Annotated in this window: 10 protein-coding genes, 1 tRNA gene and 1 pseudogene; 4 read left to right on the forward strand and 8 right to left on the reverse strand. The window is 57.0% G+C overall.

The annotated features are described in order from the left end of the window. Positions 1–104 precede the first annotated feature (104 nt). The 3 genes from Q4Q11_RS17295 to Q4Q11_RS17305 all read left to right on the forward strand — a co-directional run bounded on the left by Q4Q11_RS17295 (position 105) and on the right by Q4Q11_RS17305 (position 4,559). Positions 105–611 carry a hypothetical protein gene (locus tag Q4Q11_RS17295; protein WP_498570270.1) on the forward strand — a complete coding sequence of 169 codons (507 nt, stop codon included), beginning with the start codon at positions 105–107 and terminating at the stop codon, positions 609–611. Positions 612–3,032: 2,421 nt separating this feature from the next. Then, positions 3,033–3,236 carry a YjiS-like domain-containing protein gene (locus Q4Q11_RS17300; RefSeq protein WP_498570271.1) on the forward strand — a complete coding sequence of 68 codons (204 nt, stop codon included), beginning with the start codon at positions 3,033–3,035 and terminating at the stop codon, positions 3,234–3,236. Between the two features lie 303 nt (positions 3,237–3,539). After that, positions 3,540–4,559, forward strand: coding sequence for a GlxA family transcriptional regulator (locus tag Q4Q11_RS17305; protein WP_498570272.1), 1,020 nt, complete (start codon positions 3,540–3,542; stop codon positions 4,557–4,559). A 39-nt stretch (positions 4,560–4,598) separates the two neighbouring features. Here Q4Q11_RS17305 and Q4Q11_RS17310 read toward each other — a convergent pair whose 3' ends face one another. The 4 genes from Q4Q11_RS17310 to Q4Q11_RS17325 all read right to left on the reverse strand — a co-directional run bounded on the left by Q4Q11_RS17310 (position 4,599) and on the right by Q4Q11_RS17325 (position 11,565). After that, positions 4,599–5,930: a diguanylate cyclase gene (locus tag Q4Q11_RS17310; RefSeq protein WP_498570273.1), complete on the reverse strand. Its 1,332-nt coding sequence runs from the start codon at positions 5,928–5,930 to the stop codon at positions 4,599–4,601. Between the two features lie 189 nt (positions 5,931–6,119). Further along, a complete protein-coding gene (locus tag Q4Q11_RS17315) occupies positions 6,120–6,950 on the reverse strand; it encodes a response regulator (RefSeq protein WP_112510049.1) in 831 nt (276 codons plus the stop codon). A gap of 255 nt (positions 6,951–7,205) precedes the next feature. Beyond that, entirely contained in the window at positions 7,206–9,800 is a 2,595-nt protein-coding gene (locus Q4Q11_RS17320) for a mechanosensitive ion channel family protein (protein ID WP_498570274.1), read from the reverse strand. Positions 9,801–10,149: 349 nt separating this feature from the next. Beyond that, the gene (locus Q4Q11_RS17325; RefSeq protein WP_498570275.1) at positions 10,150–11,565 is read right to left on the reverse strand and encodes an FAD/NAD(P)-binding protein; all 1,416 of its coding nucleotides are present in this window, start codon (positions 11,563–11,565) and stop codon (positions 10,150–10,152) included. A gap of 713 nt (positions 11,566–12,278) precedes the next feature. On the opposite strand from Q4Q11_RS17325, the gene Q4Q11_RS17330 reads away from it, so the two are divergent. Next, entirely contained in the window at positions 12,279–13,493 is a 1,215-nt protein-coding gene (locus Q4Q11_RS17330; RefSeq protein WP_498570276.1) for an SfnB family sulfur acquisition oxidoreductase, read from the forward strand. Between the two features lie 21 nt (positions 13,494–13,514). On the opposite strand, the gene Q4Q11_RS17335 is transcribed toward Q4Q11_RS17330, so the two are convergent. From Q4Q11_RS17335 to Q4Q11_RS17350, 4 genes and pseudogenes are all read right to left on the reverse strand, one after another. After that, on the reverse strand, positions 13,515–13,982 hold the full coding sequence (locus Q4Q11_RS17335; protein WP_112510059.1) for an RrF2 family transcriptional regulator: 468 nt from the start codon (positions 13,980–13,982) through the stop codon (positions 13,515–13,517). A gap of 205 nt (positions 13,983–14,187) precedes the next feature. Beyond that, positions 14,188–15,660: an FAD/NAD(P)-binding protein gene (locus tag Q4Q11_RS17340; protein ID WP_498570277.1), complete on the reverse strand. Its 1,473-nt coding sequence runs from the start codon at positions 15,658–15,660 to the stop codon at positions 14,188–14,190. A 1,287-nt stretch (positions 15,661–16,947) separates the two neighbouring features. Continuing rightward, positions 16,948–17,023, reverse strand: a tRNA-Lys gene (locus Q4Q11_RS17345). 124 nt (positions 17,024–17,147) lie between these two features. After that, positions 17,148–17,321 (reverse strand): annotated as a pseudogene (locus Q4Q11_RS17350) (phenazine biosynthesis protein PhzF); the annotation flags it as partial.

The following is a 17,321-nucleotide window of genomic DNA, read 5'->3' on the forward strand; positions in this document are numbered from 1 at the left end:
AAGTGTTCGAATGTGTTAACGCTGGCACGTCGCATGAGGTACAGCTTCCGGAACGGGGTGACATTACCACCACACGGAGATCGGTAGTACAGGGTACAGAAATAATGAACAGGAATTTGCCGACCCAAGAAACCGGACACCAGTCCGGCCATAGCTTTCAAGATGCCTATCGGCTCGTCGCTGGACAAGTTGACAAGCTCCGTAAGACAAGGCGGGCGATTGACGTCGAACTTGAAAAGGCGGAGGCGGCGCTCGATCTTCTTCGCCAACTTGCAAAATCGAAATTCGGTCACAAAGACAACTCTGAAAACAGCGACCAAAAGCGTTCTGGTAAGCGCTTCCACAAGGGAAGCATGACGTTTGAAGTCGTAACGCGCGCGAAGAAAATACTGCTGGAAGCGGGACGTCCGCTCAATCGATCCGAGTTGCTTGAGCGCTTTAATGCTGGAGGAGACTTTACAATAACAGCTCGCGATCCCGCCCGCTTCATCGGAAGAACTCTCTGGGAAAATCCAGATTTCGTTCATTTTCCCAAGGACGGGTACTGGATTGCCGGGGTTGAATTGCCGAATAATTTTTCGGAAACCACGCATAGTGAACCTCTCTATTAGAGATCTGTAGCCTCACTCGATACCCGTACCCATTTCAGGACCTTCTTGGGCTAATATGCGTAGGGGCAGGTTGCAGCCGCATGCATCCCGTGTTGGCGAGATAATCAGGGACTCAACCGAAGGAGGTACTGGATCTAGACTTCCGCCTCGCTGGACGTGCCCCGGCGCAGATAATCGGAAGACCGCGCCGGGTTACCACGTGTAACCGCTAAAACGGATTACGGTTTGGGCGGCTGGAAACCGCGCTTAATATGACACGTAGGACATCATCAACCTCTCGGAAATTGGGCAGTTCGACCTCCTGATCGTCGAAATCACCTGTGCTGAACTGGACCTCAGGCAATAACTTGGGATGATTCAACATCGCACGTCTCCCGATGCGTACGCCGTCGGCGTCGCGTTCGATTAACAGGTTCAACTGACGGCAATCGGGGCCGACAGCTAGCTGCTTTGGAAGGAACGGGAGCGAATCAATCGCGGCACCGAATTAAAAAGAGGCAAGCGGGAACAGGTCGCAATGCCCAAAGCCACCCTTTTGGCTCTATTTCCCAGAGGCACAGCCCTGATCAAAAGAAGCAAATTGGGAAAGACTCCGGGATATTGCGCCCTTACGCCACGCATCGGGGCCAATTCGCAATTTTCCGATTGATTCGCCCGAGCGCGCGGGCTAAGTTTTCGTCATTGGCTTGTTACCTTTCAGGTCATGCTGGGTCTTTTGAACATGGAACCAGCCTAGGGTTCAAAAACGGAGCGCACGCCAATGCGCTTCGTTTTTATTTTTGCCGATGCGCTCGATTGCATTGCTTCTCGCTTCGACGGAGCCGACCATGCTCTAAGTCTGAGCTTATGGGAAGACCTTGACTTTCGGCAGCAGATCTGAGCTGAAATCTGCCATTCCAAGCCCAATCCCCGTTGTTCCGTCGAGCGTCCGCCCCGGCCCTCCCAACCCGTGACCAAATGCAACGTGACAGATGCGCCACCCAGCTCTTTGTCCCAGTTCGCGAGCGTCAGTTGCAAGCCTCGATCGGTTTCAAAGGATTTCCTTTGCTACCTCAAAAAAATTGCAAGGAAATCCTTTAGAACCACGACGCGAAATAGACTCCGACGCTCGGGGCGCGAAGACACCCTTTACGAGGGTGATCCGCGCCGCGCCGAATTTACGCACGAGCAATAATGTCAACATTGAAAGCTAGGCGAGATAGAGCACGCACACGCTCTTCAGTACTCGGCTACACAACGGTCCTTCGGCCAGACAGAGCTTGGAACAGATCTTGCATGTCGGGCGGTCTTCAAGCGGAAATCCAAGACTTCATAAATGGGAGAAATGCACTGACCGATTCATGCAAAGGAATTCGGGTCTCATAGAATTCCTTTGCATCATGCCTTGCGAACTCGGTCTAGAGCTCGCTCACGAAGGCGCTTCAGGTTTTTTGGCGCTGGCCCTCGGTTTGCTCAGAATTCCTTTTTATGATGCCCCGTCAATCAGTCGAGGCCATCCCCACGATTTCGAATAAATTAGGTATTCCCACCGTGAGCTTCGGGCCAGTTTTCGGCGACGGTCGGGTTTGAATCGACTCTTGGAAGCCACATAGTGATTCGATCAACTTGTTTGCTATTTGCGCTTCCCCGAGGTCGATAATAGTCGAAAATGCGCAAATTTCAGACTGAAATCGGGCTATTTGGCCGCTTGCTGATTCGTCGGGATCCCACCGCTAAGATGGGAAGAGACAGCTTTCACACCAACGGACAACTCGACTAACGGCCGCCGCGCCCTCTTTGTTTTTGCGCCTTCGATATCAGTACGCGGGACCTCATTGTCAATCAGTGGAAGGCTGGCAAGACGATGCGGTTATATCCGTATCTTTCAATTTTTCTGAATTTAAGTGCCACATCATTTCATTTGTCTGAACATCAATGAAGCATCATACTAGCAATATCAAACCGAACGTGGACAGCCAAAGGAGCATGATCATGGCTGGCGAAGCACTTCACCAAGCTTCTCGTCTTTTCACTCTGTTGCGTGCGCGTGAAATCCAGCGCACAGCAGAACGGACGCTGGACGAGATTGCCACGCGCTTTCCCTCACATCTGATCGACGACGTCAACGCGCGCGGCCTTCCTCCGGACCCATATTCTCGGGACTGTCGAAGGTTTGGCCACAAATCTCGACTTCTAAGCCTTTGAGAAAAGACGTCCTTGGAAAGAATATTGATTCTAGCAGCGATATTTTTTCCAAAAGAGGCAACAAACTTTTCCGTCCATACTAGCAGCACTTGAGCGAAAACCCGGCAAGCGGCTTTCGTTCAAGAATACTAATGGCAACTATAAGATCTATTCGTTTGATTGATGAGTTCGCCGGACCCATATTTACGCTCGACAGATGTGACGTTTTGAGAGCTTGACACAGAAAGGAACCTGGACATGACGACGATCAGTTACAGACCTACCGGCCAGCGGAACCCGTTTCCGTCCAACAGTGGTTACGTGCCCTTCATTTCTCGCCTTGCCGATCGCTGGCAGCAGTGGCGTTCGCTTCGCGAACTCGAATCTCTGTCCGACGACATGCGCAAGGACCTGGGTTGGCCGGCCGCGGACGAAACCAAGAATCCGAAGGCCGCCCGATGACAGCCAAAGAGCATAAATGCTGAAGGCGACGCTCAACCCCAGCGGGCGTCGCCTTTTGAACATTCCATATCCAGGCGCGCATTTCGATCTAATCTTGAGAATTACCTCCATATATATTTAGCTGCTCGAGCATAGTGCTCGCCGCTCCTCCGCTACCCTCCTTTAGAGCTATATTTTTCATAGCCAGCGCAAATATCCCTTTGCGGCCGCGAATATCCATGCCAATGTCGCTTATAGACCATCGGCCCGACGTATTTGACGCAAGGAATACGGAATGGCCCTTGGAGCATGGATTTTCACAACATGAGCAAGACTCCGATCAAGACGCGTTCCCTGGTTTTCTTCCTCGTCCCGCACTTCACCATGCTGCCGTTTTCCGCTGCGATCGAGACGCTGCGGATTGCCAACCGCATGCTGGGCTACCCCGCCTATACCTGGCGGCTTGCCTCGACGGACGGTCAGAAAGTCTACTCCTCCAGCGGCATTGGCCTCGAGGTCAATTCTTCGCTCGCCGACGAGCGCCGCTACCTCGGCGGCGAGAACCGCCCGAACATGGTGCTGGTCTGTTCCGGCATCTACGTCGAAGAGTTCCACAACAAATCGGTCAATGCCTGGCTGCGTGAAACCTACAATCGCGGCGTGGCCGTCGGCAGCCTCTGTACGGGCGCCCATGTACTTGCCCAGGCGGGCCTCTTGAACGGCAAGCGCTGTGCCATCCACTGGGAAAACCTGCCGGGCTTCTCGGAAACCTTCCCGCAGGCGGAAGTCTACGCCGATCTCTATGAGGTCGACAGCAATCTCTATACCTGTGCCGGCGGCACCGCATCGCTCGACATGATGCTGAACCTGATCGGCCAGGATTTCGGGGAAAACCTCGTCAACCGTGTCTGCGAACAGCAACTTACCGACCGCGTCCGCAGCCCGCATGACCGCCAGCGCCTGCCGCTGCGCGCACGGCTGGGCGTGCAGAACGCCAAGGTCCTGTCGATCATCGAATTGATGGAAAGCAACCTCGCCGAACCGCTGTCGCTGCTGGAGATCGCGGATGATGCCGGCCTGTCGCGCCGCCAGATCGAACGGCTGTTCCGCCAGGAAATGGGCCGCTCTCCGGCTCGCTACTATCTCGAGATCCGGCTGGATCGTGCCCGGCACCTGCTCGTACAATCCTCAATGCCGGTCGTCGAAGTGGCTGTCGCCTGCGGCTTCGTTTCCGCCTCGCACTTCTCCAAATGCTACCGCGAGCTCTACAATCGTTCGCCGCAGCAGGAGCGTGCAGAGCGCAAGCTGACCATGTCGACCAACCGGGCCGGTGTCGTCGTCTGAGAGCGTCGGAAAACCGGGCGACGGATCGATGAGCGCGGCCTATTCGGCCGCGTCTTCCGTCATCCTGAAGTCGGAATAAACCTGGTTTCGGCCATTATGCTTGGCCATGTAAAGAAACTGGTCGGCAGCGTTGAGATAGTTGTCGAAGGATTCATATCCGACGATCTCCGCCACGCCGATGGAAACGGTCACCGACAGTTCTTCATCGTCGGCGTGAACCTTGAGGCTGGCAAGGCTGAGGCGCACCTCATCGCAAAGCGCGGTCGCCGCGCGGGAATTCATTTCGGTGAAAAGAATGGCAAATTCCTCGCCGCCAAGCCGCGACAGCAGGTTCTCGCTGCCCTCGAACAGCGAATGAAGCCGTCCGGCAACGGCCTTCAGGACCTGATCGCCGATTTCATGGCCGTAGGTGTCGTTGAGGTTCTTGAAATGGTCAATGTCGAGAATGGCGACTGAGCTTGGCCGCTGCCGGCGCAGACATTCGTTCACAAGACGCGGACCATGGTCATAGAAGTAACGCCGGTTATAGAGACCCGTAAGGTAGTCGCTCGCCGCCGCCGCACGCAGTTGCTTCAATTGGGTGAGCGTCTCAACGTTCAGCGCGATGCGGCATTGCAGCTCCTCTGGAACGAAGGGGCGATAGATGAAGTCGCTTGCTCCCGCTTTCAGGAATGTCGCCGACAGCAAACGGTCGTTCGAAGACGAGATGCCGATGATCCGCATCCGGTCCGAACCATAGCGATGGCGGATGCGCCGGGTCAGCTCATGGCCGTTCATGTCGGGCATATTGTAATCGGTAACGACGACTTCGATATCGTCGAACGTCTCGAGCATTGCCAATGCTTCGACGCCGGTGCCGGCTTCGGCGACCTTGAACTGCTGAGCGTGCAGCAGATCCGTCAACATTTTTCGGGCCGACGGCAAATCGTCCACGACCAAAACGCGCGTAGACCGATTGGCGATGGCGCGTCTGACGGACGAGACGAGATTGTCGAGCGCAAACTCGCTATCCTTGAGCACGTAGTCGACGACACTGCGCTCCATGATGCGATGGCGCGTCGTCATGTCAAACGATGCAGTAAAGACGATGGTTGGAATATCGTTGGCGACAGCGACATCGAGCGCCTCACCATGGGCTGCATCCGGCAAATTGAGGTCGATTACCGCCATGGTGAAACCGCTGTTTGCCTCGGCCAACGCTTCGTTCAGTGTCTTCAGGGAGGAACAATGCGTGACGGCAAGCCCCAGCTCGGTCTCGAACCGATGCGATAACACAGCCGCAAACATGCGAGAATCCTCGACCAGAAGTATTTTCTGGCTGCCATTGCGGTGACCCGTGCCGCCGCTGAAGGATCCCTCATGCAGTACCATTTCCCTTCAATTCCTCCCGCGCCCTGAGGCGCACACGAATATTCAGTCAATCGCAGGTCTGCCAAACCGCCATACACGGTATCCTGAACAGGATTCGTGAAAAAATTGGAACCGCTGATTGCGGAGATTTGCATAAAAAATGATTTTCCCTCACATTTTTTGGGTTTGCCTTGCCTGGCTTTGCTGGACCTACATACCAGTACCAGCCGGTCGAGCCGCCCGGATCTGCAGCAGGGTGTCGAGGTTTTGATTCACGCGGCAGTAGAATTCCTCGTCGATAAATGGTCGCAGGATGAAGTCATTGCCTCCGGCCTTGAGGAAGCGTGCCGAGAGCAGCCGGTTGTTGGACGACGAAACTCCGATGATCCGCAATTCATGCGAACCGGTGGTGGAACGGATACGCCGCGTCAGTTCGAACCCGTCCATATCGGGCATGTTGTAATCCGTGACCATAAGACCGATGTCCGGGCTGGATTTCAGGATCTCGAGCGCCTTGATGCCGTTCTCGGCGACGCTGACTCTGAAATTGTAGCGCTTCAACCGGCTGGAGAGCAAAGCGCGCGCCGTCGCGCTGTCGTCGACAATGAGCACGTGATGACGATGGTTGGTAAGGAAACGGCAGATCGATTCCGCCAGCATGTCGACCGCGAACACATTGTCCTTGAGGATATAGTCGACGACGTTCTTGGCGATCAGTTCGTCGCGCATGCCTTCCAAAAAAGTACCGGTGAAGGCGATCGTGGGAATGCTGAGATCGAGCAGATAGGCCAAGGCCTCACCCTTTTCCGCTCCCGGCAGATTCATATTCGAAATGGCCAGCTTGATCGGTTCCGACGACTTCTCGTAGGCAAGCTGCAGCTCCTCGAAATCGCGGCAAGTCTCGACATCGATATCCAGAAGCTCCTTCAGCTTGGCTCTGATCATCGACGTAAAGAGATTGGAATCCTCGACGAGAAGAATGCGCGACCCGGCAAGCGACGCACCGGAATATTGCATTCCCGAAACACCCAGAAATGGCATACTGAAAACCTATTTTTAAAAATTTTCCCTCGATGGCTCCTTTTAGGACAAAGCTTTTGCGTATTTATTAAACCGACTGGTTTCTCATAGATGAAGAGACCCGCCTTTTTCGGCTTGCGCTGTTCCAGGCACGCTGCGTGACACCGGCCCTTGCGGCCGGTCGGCGCGACAAACCGAGAAGGTCTGAATTCGAACGCACCGGACATTTCTCTCACCCGCACATGGCAAAGCCTCACGGATATCCCGGCAGCGGGATCACTCTGCCGCGGTCCTGCCACGCCGGCGGCCGGCGTTCTTTGCTTCCGGCACATTTTCTTCGGCCGGCGGGCGGAAGCCTTCCGCCATGTCGTCCGCAGCCTCGGGACCATCGGCAGAGTCCGTCAATCCACCGGACATGCCATCGGCCTGACGACCCCTTTTGCCACCGCGAACGATATGCAGTTCCTGATGCGGATAGGGAATGGAAATCCCCTCCTCCTTGAACCGCTTCAGGATTTCGATGCGCAGATTGTTGCGGATCTCCATGCCGTCGGAAAGATCCGATAGATAGAACCGCATCTCGAAATCGAGCGACGACGGACCGAAACGCAGGAACTCGACGTGCGGCTCCGGGTTTCTGAGAACCTTCGGGATCGCTCGCACCAGTTCCAGCAAAATGTCCATGACCTTGCGCGGATCGGCATCGAAGCTGACGGATACGGGGATTTCCGAGCGGGCGAGCCTGTTGCGATGCGTCCAGTTGCCGACCGATGCGTTGATGAGCTCGGAATTCGGCACGATGATCGACTGCTTGCGGAAGGTCTCGATCTCGGTGGCACGCACCGAGATGCGCTTGACGATACCCTCCGACGTGCCCGAGACGATCCAGTCACCGACCTTGAACGGTCGCTCGACCAGCAGGATCAGACCGGATACGAAGTTCGACACGATGTTCTGCAAACCGAAGCCGATACCGACCGAAAGCGCGCTGGCGACCAGCGCCAGGCTGGACAAATCGATGCCGGCAGCGGAAATGGCAAAGATCGCCGCCAGTGCTATGCCGAGATAGCCAATGCCGGTCCTCACCGAGTTGCGGACGCCCAGATCCACTTGTCCGCGCGCCATGACATTGCTGTCGAGCCAGCGCTGGAACCAGCGCGTGACCAGATACCCGCCGGCAAACAGCAGAATGCCGACGAAGATGCCGAGCAACGAGATCGACATGTTGCCGATCTTGATTTCGGTAAACAGCCGGTAGGCGAAAACTTCCAGATCCTGAACATGGAAACCCCAGGACATCAGGATCAAGGGAATGCCCGTCAGCAGTGCGACGGCGTAGGTTGCAAGCCCGGCAATGAGGCCGCCCTGATCGAGCGCCACTTCGCGAAGCTTCAGGCGGTTTTCCAGAAAGCGGCCGATAATCGTTTCGGCAAAGACGCCCTGCTTGGACACTGCCTTGCCGAGCTGAAAGCCGAGATACATGGTTGCGATGACGGCACTCGTCACGATCATCTGCGTTGCCATGAAGCGGGCAAGCCCGACATAGCCGATGAACGAGGTGAAGATCACCAATATGCCGAGGACGCGAAGGATGATGGCCATGCCGTGCGGCCAGTGGCGACCAGGCGCATCGGGATCGCCGTTCCTTGCCAGCATCGGCGAGCCGAAGGAGGCCGCGATCAGAATAAGGCCGATCAGCAGTGCCGCCAGAAAGCTCTTCGCCACCGTGACGACCACAGGCGATCCCATGGATTCGCTGATGCGGTCGAAGACGTAGTCCAACCCATTGACCACAGCCATGGCCTGCAGGCACCAGGACAAGGAATGAGCACCCTTGTTCGACAGTTTGACGAGGCGCCAATGCGGCCGGAACGGCGCGAACACGGCATTGCTCAAGCGACCGACGAAATAGACAAGGCCGATGAAGCCGAAGACCGCCGCCAATATCGGCGCGATATCCGGTCGCAGCACATTGAAATTCGAGAGGAAGAAGAAGGAGGTAACGAGAAACGCCGCCAGCGACAGCGTGCGGATCAACGTCGACCAAAAAGCGACGGAGAGCCGGCTGATATAGGGCGGGTTCTCGATCGCCTCATCCTGCACGTAGTAACGGCGGAACAGCCGGTAACCACCGGAAAGAAAGAGCAGCGCCGCACCGATCGACAGGCAGACGGCGGCCAGCAGCGAGGCAAGTTTGGCCTTCAGCACGAATCCGATCCAGCTCGTCACGGCGCCGCTGAATTTGACGCCCTCGTCGACGAGAGCGGCGGCCGCATCACCGAAAGTCGTGGCGGAAATATCCGTCCGCTTCAATAACGTCTCGGTAAACAGCTTTCGGCGCATCTCCATGAACTGCATGGAGAGGCGGTTGGTCTCCGCGGTCAGGTTGTCGGCATCGAGGATCACGGCGCTGATCTGCGAGCGCTCGGCGTTGAGCCGGTCGCGCTCCTGCTTGACGATCGAAGCTTCGGGCGGCTGGCCCTCCTTGGGGGCGGCGCCGAGCTGGGTCAGGCGCGCATCGATTTCGGTAGTGCGGGGTTTCAGGCGTGGTGAAATTGCCGCAACGGCGCGGTTGAGATCATCGACCTTTCCGGACAGCGCCACCAGCGTCTCGTCATCCAGAACCGGCTGCTTTGCGCTGTCATGAAGCGACGCATAGTCCTTTCTTGCCTTGGCAAGATCGGCGACCGCGGCGTCCAATAGCCCGTTGGCAAGCGGCGCCGGCTGTTGATCCGCCTGCTGCGGCAATTGAGCCGGTGGCTGGCTCTGCGCAAAAGCACGCCCGCCGGCCGGCGGAACTGCGGCTGTAAGGACGCCCAACCCCAGCAGCAAAAGGGGCAGCAGAAGAAGACGGAATTTCAGCAGGCGCAAGCAAAGCTCCTCGTCGCACAAAAGTCGCGGACAGCGGATGACCGAAATCGCCGCAAAAATGGAGAACCGAGTCGTCCTGCAGTGTGATCGCGAATTTCATAGTCTTTATGCCTACGCCTTGTAAGACAAAGAAAGGCGACACAAAGGCATTCCACACCATTATCCGGCCGTGGGCCGCGTCCGAAACCGTGTATCGCCCGCTCTCATCTTGAAGACAATATGCAGGACCGATTTTGCCCGTCCGGAAATAGGCCAGGAAAAATCTTGGCAATGGGCAGATCTACGCCTGTTCGCCCCGCAGGATCGGAATGGTGGCCAACCTCCAAGCCGCCGGGAAGCGGCGGAGTTCTCACACTGCCTTGCACTGCGGATGGAAACGCTCAGCGACGCACTCGGCCGCCGCATAGGCCTGCGTCACGATCTCAGGCACCAGATCGATATCGGGGAGGCTTCCAAGCCCCAGGGGACCGATGGCGAAGAGCCCCTCCGCCGTGCGGCCATTGACCTCGAGCCCCCCAGTCGCCTCGACGGCAAGGCCAAGGCCGAGCTCGTCGGGGACGGCAAGCCCGGTATCGATGAGGCTGCGCAGCAACGGCGCATTCAGATCAGGCGCCTGACATCGACAGTCGACGACATCGTCGGCATAGAGCTGCTCGGTGTCATGCCGGCCGGCCGGCTTCAAAACCAGCCCGGTCGGCGTTCGGCGGATAAAGTGACCGCGCCGCAACAGAGTGTTACCCTCGGCAAGCTCCTGCTCGAGGCGAACATGCAGCGCTTCGGGCAGCCGGTTGCGGTGACTGTCGTAGAGTGCTCGCAGATGGCGGTTGAACTGCTGCTTCTGGCCGGCCGGCAGTGATCGCCACAGTGAGCGCGCATGCTTGCGCAAACCGTTCATGACGGACTGCCAGCTCTGACCGTTCGCCTCCGCCTCACTGCAAGCCTTGCGGACGAACCGAACGATCTCGCTAAGCTTGCCGGGCATCTCGTCAGCGGGAAAGACAGGATCGGCATTGTTGCGGGTATGGCTCTGCGGCAGGAAACCGCGCCGCGAAACCATGGTGATCTGTCCCGTATAGCCGTTTTCACGCATTTGCAGCAGCCGATCGACAACGCGCAGCCCGCTTCCGAGAAGGATCGTGTGCGGTCGCGATACGAGACGCCGCGCACGAACGGCCGTCGGCACGGTCACGAGATCGCTGGCCTGCGATTCCTGATCGGCAATGCCATAGCCCGTGGCCAGCACCACCATGTCGAACGGCGCATTGGCGGCGCCATCGCTTTCCACCACGAAGCGCCCGCCGCGGACGCGTCGAAGTCCGAAGACCGTCTCGCTGCTGACTTGCACCGCAACATCACGCCGGGACGAGAAGGCTTCCGAAAAACGCTGATAGACGTAGTCGCTGAAAATGCTCTTCGGAACGAAGATCTGCAGAAAGCCCGGTATGGCCGCCGGAACAGCACTGCGGAAGGCGGCATTGCCGCAAAGCCATTGATTGAAATCGTCGGGATCGCCGGCGGAAACGGAAAGATCGCGAACGCGGCTGTTGAGGATCTCGCTGCTATGCCCCGAGGCCAGCGCCTGACCGCCACTGACACTGGAATTTGGGTCGAAAAGTTGAAGATGGAAGGGAAAACGAACCGTCTTCATCAAGGCGATCGCCATCATCATTCCGGAAAAGCCGCGTCCGATCACGGCGATGCGCGGCATCGCATAGGGTTGTGCCGCCGCATTCGTCCTGGCGGAAAGGAATCCCTGAACCGTCATATCAACTCCTGGGGCCAGAGGTGGTCGATCATGCCCTTCTGGGGCTTGCTCACTTTACGGGCCTGGAAACACAAACTTCGATCTCTGGGACTCGGCAACCTTGGAACCGCGGCAGACAGAACGCATAAAAGCCGCTTCAGTTCTCAACACTTGGCGCGCCCCTTCAATCCGGAATTGTTTCCATATGAAAAAACGCAACAGGCAGGTCCAACTCTGATCCAACACCAGATGCCTGCAATCGGCCGCCGTATGATGACTTCTTCAAAACTCGTCAGGCAGCGAGATTATTGCCATTGTCTACTTATTTAGTCGTATATGAAAGCGCGAAAACGCGCCGCTAGCAAGTGCTTTCTTGCCGGGAAGGAATAAGATCGACGACGCCGTTGCGTAGAACATGCCGATGGACCGGGCGCCGCTTCGCATCCTGCGCTGGCTTCGATTGACGAAAAGACAAAACGAATCCTCCCGCTGCAATAAGCTTATCAAGCCGCTTTCGACGGCGATGGCCGGCAGAAGAGAATCGTAAAACTCCCTGCCCCGATACGCCTTGCATCAAGCTGCACGCTTACAATTTCCGCCGCCGATGCTTATTATGCTGAAGGCGCGGCACCAATACGCCAGGAAAATCCATTATACACCAGATCTATAGAATTAAGATCTCACCGATTTGCCGCGCTTGAATAACTGACCTGACGCTGGCCGAGGAGTGGTGGATGGGAACTGTTTCGCAGTTGCACGAACGCGTGAGGCAGCCCGCGCATCGCATTCAAAGCGAAGAGGAAGCGCTGGATATCGGTCGCTCGCTCGCAGCCGGTTTCGCTCAGCAGGCAAGCGACCGCGATATCAATCGCATCCTGCCTTACGACGAGGTCGAAGCCCTGTCTCGATCGGGCCTGCTCGGCATTTCCGTTCCGTCGGAACACGGCGGCATCGATATTTCGAACTGCGTTCTCGCCGAAGTCATTGCCGTTCTGGCAGAGGCGGACCCTTCGATCGCACAAATACTGCAGACTCATTTTCATGTGCTGGAAGCGGTGAGGATCGGCGGTGGTGAAGACCAGCGGGCGTCGCTTTTCGATCGGGCCATCATAGGCGACCGCTTCGGCGCCATCTTTTCCGAATCCGATGCGAACCCGGATCCGGATGCCCTGCACCTAAGATCGGATGGGCTTGGCTTTCGCCTCAATGGCCGCAGCTCGCCTTCCGCCAGCATTCTCTTTTCAGACTGGATTGCTCTATTCGCTCCGGACGAACGCAAGAGGCTCGTGGCAGCCGTCGTGCCGAGGGACGTTGACGGCATCCAGATCATCGATGACTGGGACGGCTTTGGTCAACGAACCTCCGGAAATGGCACTGCAATCCTTCATGATGTCTATCTGAACGCCGATGCGGTGCTTCTGCACGGAGAGAAGCTTGCCCGGCCCACGGTGATCGATTGCGTGAGCCAGCTCACCCATGCCGGCATCAATCTCGGCATTGCACGCTCCGCGCTGGCGGCGACTATGGAGTTCGTACGGACCCAGCCTGGCTTATCCGCCAGCAGCAACTCCAAAAAGGCAACTGACGACCCGCTGACCGTGACGAGGATCGGAGAAATCGCCGTTCGCATCGAAGCGGCAACGGCGATCATCGAACGGGCCGGCAGCAAGATCGACGCCGCGCAGATCAATCTCACCGAGGATCATGTCGTCGATGCCACGCTCTCGGTCGCGGCGGCCCAGACAATCACGGCCGATATCGCCATGGAAGCGGCCAATACGCTGTTTGATCTTGCCGGTACGACATCGGCACGGATCGGCCTCAATCTCGATCGCCACTGGCGCAATGCCCGCATCCACACGCTGCATGACCCCGCGCGCCGGAAGTACAATTTGGTCGGCAACTATCATCTCAATGGCTTGAAGCCATCAAAGACCTCGCTGCCCTGACCTTGGCGGATGCTGAAACGATCAGCCGATATTCGATGCGCGATAGTCTTCCCGTTCCGGGACGTCGATATCGCCGCCGCCGGCAACGAATTGCTCCAGCGACATGTTATCGAGAATTTCGGCAATCGCGTCACGCACCTCCGTCATGGAGCGCCGCACCTGACAGCGCTCCGGATCGGAACAGTCGTCGCAGGCTTCATAGGCCGTGCGGCTTGCACAGCGGATCGGCGCCAGCGGGCCATCCAGAGTGCGAATGACGTGGCCGATACGGATCTCCGATGCCGGACGCGAGAGCGAATAACCGCCGCCTGGCCCCTTCTTCGAGCGCAGGACGCCGGCATTTCGCAATTCGAGCAGGATCGTATCGAGAAACTTTTTCGGAATATTGTTGCGCAGCGCGATATCGTTGATGAACGCGGTTTCGCCCGGACCGAGGCGAGCGAGATCCACCAGCGCCTTCAACCCATATTTTCCTTTTTTCGTAAGCATGGCCGTCCGCTCTACTGCAAGTCGATTGTTGAAGACGCGGCATCACTCAAAAGAGACTCAACCGGCCGGTCCCGTCAGCATGGAGCGCCGAAGTAACCCCGCCACACCATACGAACAAGATAGTAACTCACAAATTGTATAGTTTATATGAGTAAATTTAGGCAATTGTATCGTCTAAGCAACGAATTTGCGGTTTTTCTTGGATTCAGGCGGCGCTACTATCCCAATAGGCCTTCCTTTGCTCGGGCTTGTAGTCGTTGATCGCGCCAGCAACCTGTTCGGCGACGAGCACGGCATGCTCGACCACTTCAGGCAATCCCATGAGTTCGCCGAAAGTTCCGCGTGCTAGCGGTCCGGAAATAAACAGAGACGGCACCGCCGTTCCATCAGTTGCGAGTGCATGCGATTGCATGTCGCAGGCGAATCCGAGCCGCGCAGGGTCCAGCGCCAGAAATCCGGCGTTCGACAGCTCATCGATCCAGCCTTGCGACTGAAGAATGCCACGGTGCCCCGGACCGGTGGTAACGACGACCGCATCGAACTGCTTGTCGATGCGCCGTTCGGAACGGCTGAGCCGCAACGTACAATCGATGACGCCATCGGTGACGTCCACGGCCGCGACCGAGGCCGCCAGCACCTCGAGCCGGCCGCTTGCAAGCGCCCGCTCACCGACCGCCTCCACCTGCGGCGCCACGCGAAAACGATGCACATCCCAAAACGGCCTCAAATGCCTGACAAGTCGGCGGCGTTCTTCGACCGGCAGCGCCTGCCACAGATGCCGGCCCTGCGCCCTCACCTGATCGATGACCGCATGCCAGCTGCGCCCCTCGGCCTCCGCTTCGCGGATGGCGGTCCGCACACGACGCAGAAGATCGAGTGCGGTCTTTGACGGCTGGCTGACGAAATCGCCGAACAGTTCCTGCTTTACTGCCGCGTGCCCGCGCGAACGCAGGCCACGTCTGGATATGGCCGTGATCGGTCCCTCGTGTCCCCTCAGTGCGAGGGAGGCGATGACGTCGGCCGAGGTCAAGCCGTTGCCGACGACCAGCACACGGTCCCCGGCGCGGATGGCGGCAAGCGCATCCGGCCGTGTCGGATCGGCAACGAAGCGTGGGTGATCGGCAAGCGCTTCCTGCAACTCTCGCGGCGGCAAGGGGGAAGGATGGCTCGCGGCGACGACGAGAATATCCGCTTCCACGCTCTGTCCCGCAGCGCCAGTGACTTTCCAACGGTGACCCGTCCTTTGAACACGCTCCACGTTTTGACCGAGGTGGACAAGACGCCCATCCTCGACGTAAGGGCGGATCATGCTGTTGATGTAGTTACCAAAAACGGAGCGCCGCGGAAAAAGGCCGCCATTGGCGGCAACAGCCGCTTCATCATCAGCAAGCGCATTTTTCTCCTGCAGCCACCGTTGAAAATGCTCGATGTCATCGGGCAGCAGGCTCATCTTGGCGGCCGGCACATTGATGCGGTGAGCGGGGTCCTGCGTGTCATAGGCAAGCCCTGCCCCGAGGCGCTTCCGAGGCTCGAATATAAAGAGCTGGCCGGCCTTCAACGTCTGTCGCTGCAGCAGATGGAAAGCAACCGCCGTTCCGGAAACGCCGCCGCCGACGATGGCGATGACGGGGGCGATGACGGGCAAATCACGCGCTTGATGGTCAGAGCCGATAGACAATAGCCAACTCCCTCCGGACTGATCGCCGCATGAATTTCCCGCGCGCCGACCGATCGCAATTACCACTCAAGATGATGATATACTCTATAAAATTTATTGACAACACGATTGCAGCGGGTGTCCCCTCGTCATGCAACTTTCAGAAGTCAATCCCGTGCTGATATGCCTTTTTAAACAAACAGTTATTTGTGCCTCGCACAATGCTGTTTTTGCACCGCAGGATGTAAAAAACTTGGCACACGCCTTTTGAAGGAACATACTAACGGTTGTTCTGGTACGTATTCTCTGGGAGGAGAAACATCATGGAACTGCTTCGTATCCTCACCCCTTTCGACTATACGTTGATGCTGATCCTCGCAGCCATCCTTGTGTTCAGCCTGATGGAAGGCGGGCATAAAAAGCATTGAGCGTACGCCGGTTGAAGGCGATGGCAATGCCGCCGAGCAGACATGCTTGGTGAGGTGCGATGCGAAACGGCACCGCATCCCATCTATATCAAACATGGCACAGCACCGGCCTCCACCCGGATAGTCAAAGTAAGCAGAGTATTGCACCTGGAAAATACAACAGCGGATATTTCATCATAGGATTGCATGAAACGACACTGTCGCCACTCCGGCCGGCAACAATATTTCGCAAGCCTCGCGCAAACAATATTCAAGATACTCCTTTGCATTCACGAGAAATACGAAAGCAGAGGGATATGCTTATGCGCTACGATTGGGATGGTATCAAAACGCGCCGGATAAGACGGCTGAAATATGGGCTGTCTTTCCTATTCTTCACAATGTCCGTAACCGCGCCGACCATGTTCCTGCTGCATCTCCGCTGAACAGGTCCGGCGTTCCCTCTCACGCAACAATCTCAGCCTGACTGATGAACAGCCCGCACGGTATGGCCATTGGTGGAGTACCCAGACCATTCCTGAAGGCCGAAATGTGGTGCAGGGTGCAAAGGAAAATCCATCGGCCAGCAGTCCATCCTGATTGCGACAGCTCTTGGGCTTATTTGCCGGCCTTCTATTTGGCAGACTTTCGGACTGATAACCGCGCAGTTTCTTTTCAGGCGCAGAACTGGCCAGCCGCCTCCGCGTTCTCTTGATGGTCGGCACGCTCCATGTGCCGGACATGGCCGGACAGACCTTAGGATAGCCGGCTGTCGGAAAGCGACAGCTGACCAAAGGCGATCGGCGTCGCCGGACACGGAACAACGTGGAGCAAGAAGCTAAGACGGCTTCCGAATCGTTGTCGTTAATCAGCGAAAATTTCAGCTAAGTGCTTGAAAAGATGGTGGGTGATGTAGGGCTCGAACCTACGACCCGCTGATTAAGAGTCAGCTGCTCTACCAACTGAGCTAATCACCCGTACCGCTTGCTGGCGGCGTGACCGGGCATATAAATAGGATCGGTTTGATTGTCCAGCGGCCAGACGAATTTTCTTTGATTATTTGTCAAAAAAATTTCAGAGTCCGCGGAAAATCCAATAAAATCAAAGCTCAAGAATTCCGGAGGCAATACGCACCGCCTGGCCTCCAATGCGCGCGTTGGCGATCTGCCCGCTGTCGACATCGAGATGAAGATGAATCAGCGATGGCCGTCCCATCTCTATGCCCTGTTCGATGATGAAAGGATGATGTCCATCCGGCAGGGCATCGAACTGATT

This window comes from Rhizobium sp. UFLA01-1127, assembly GCF_059803845.1.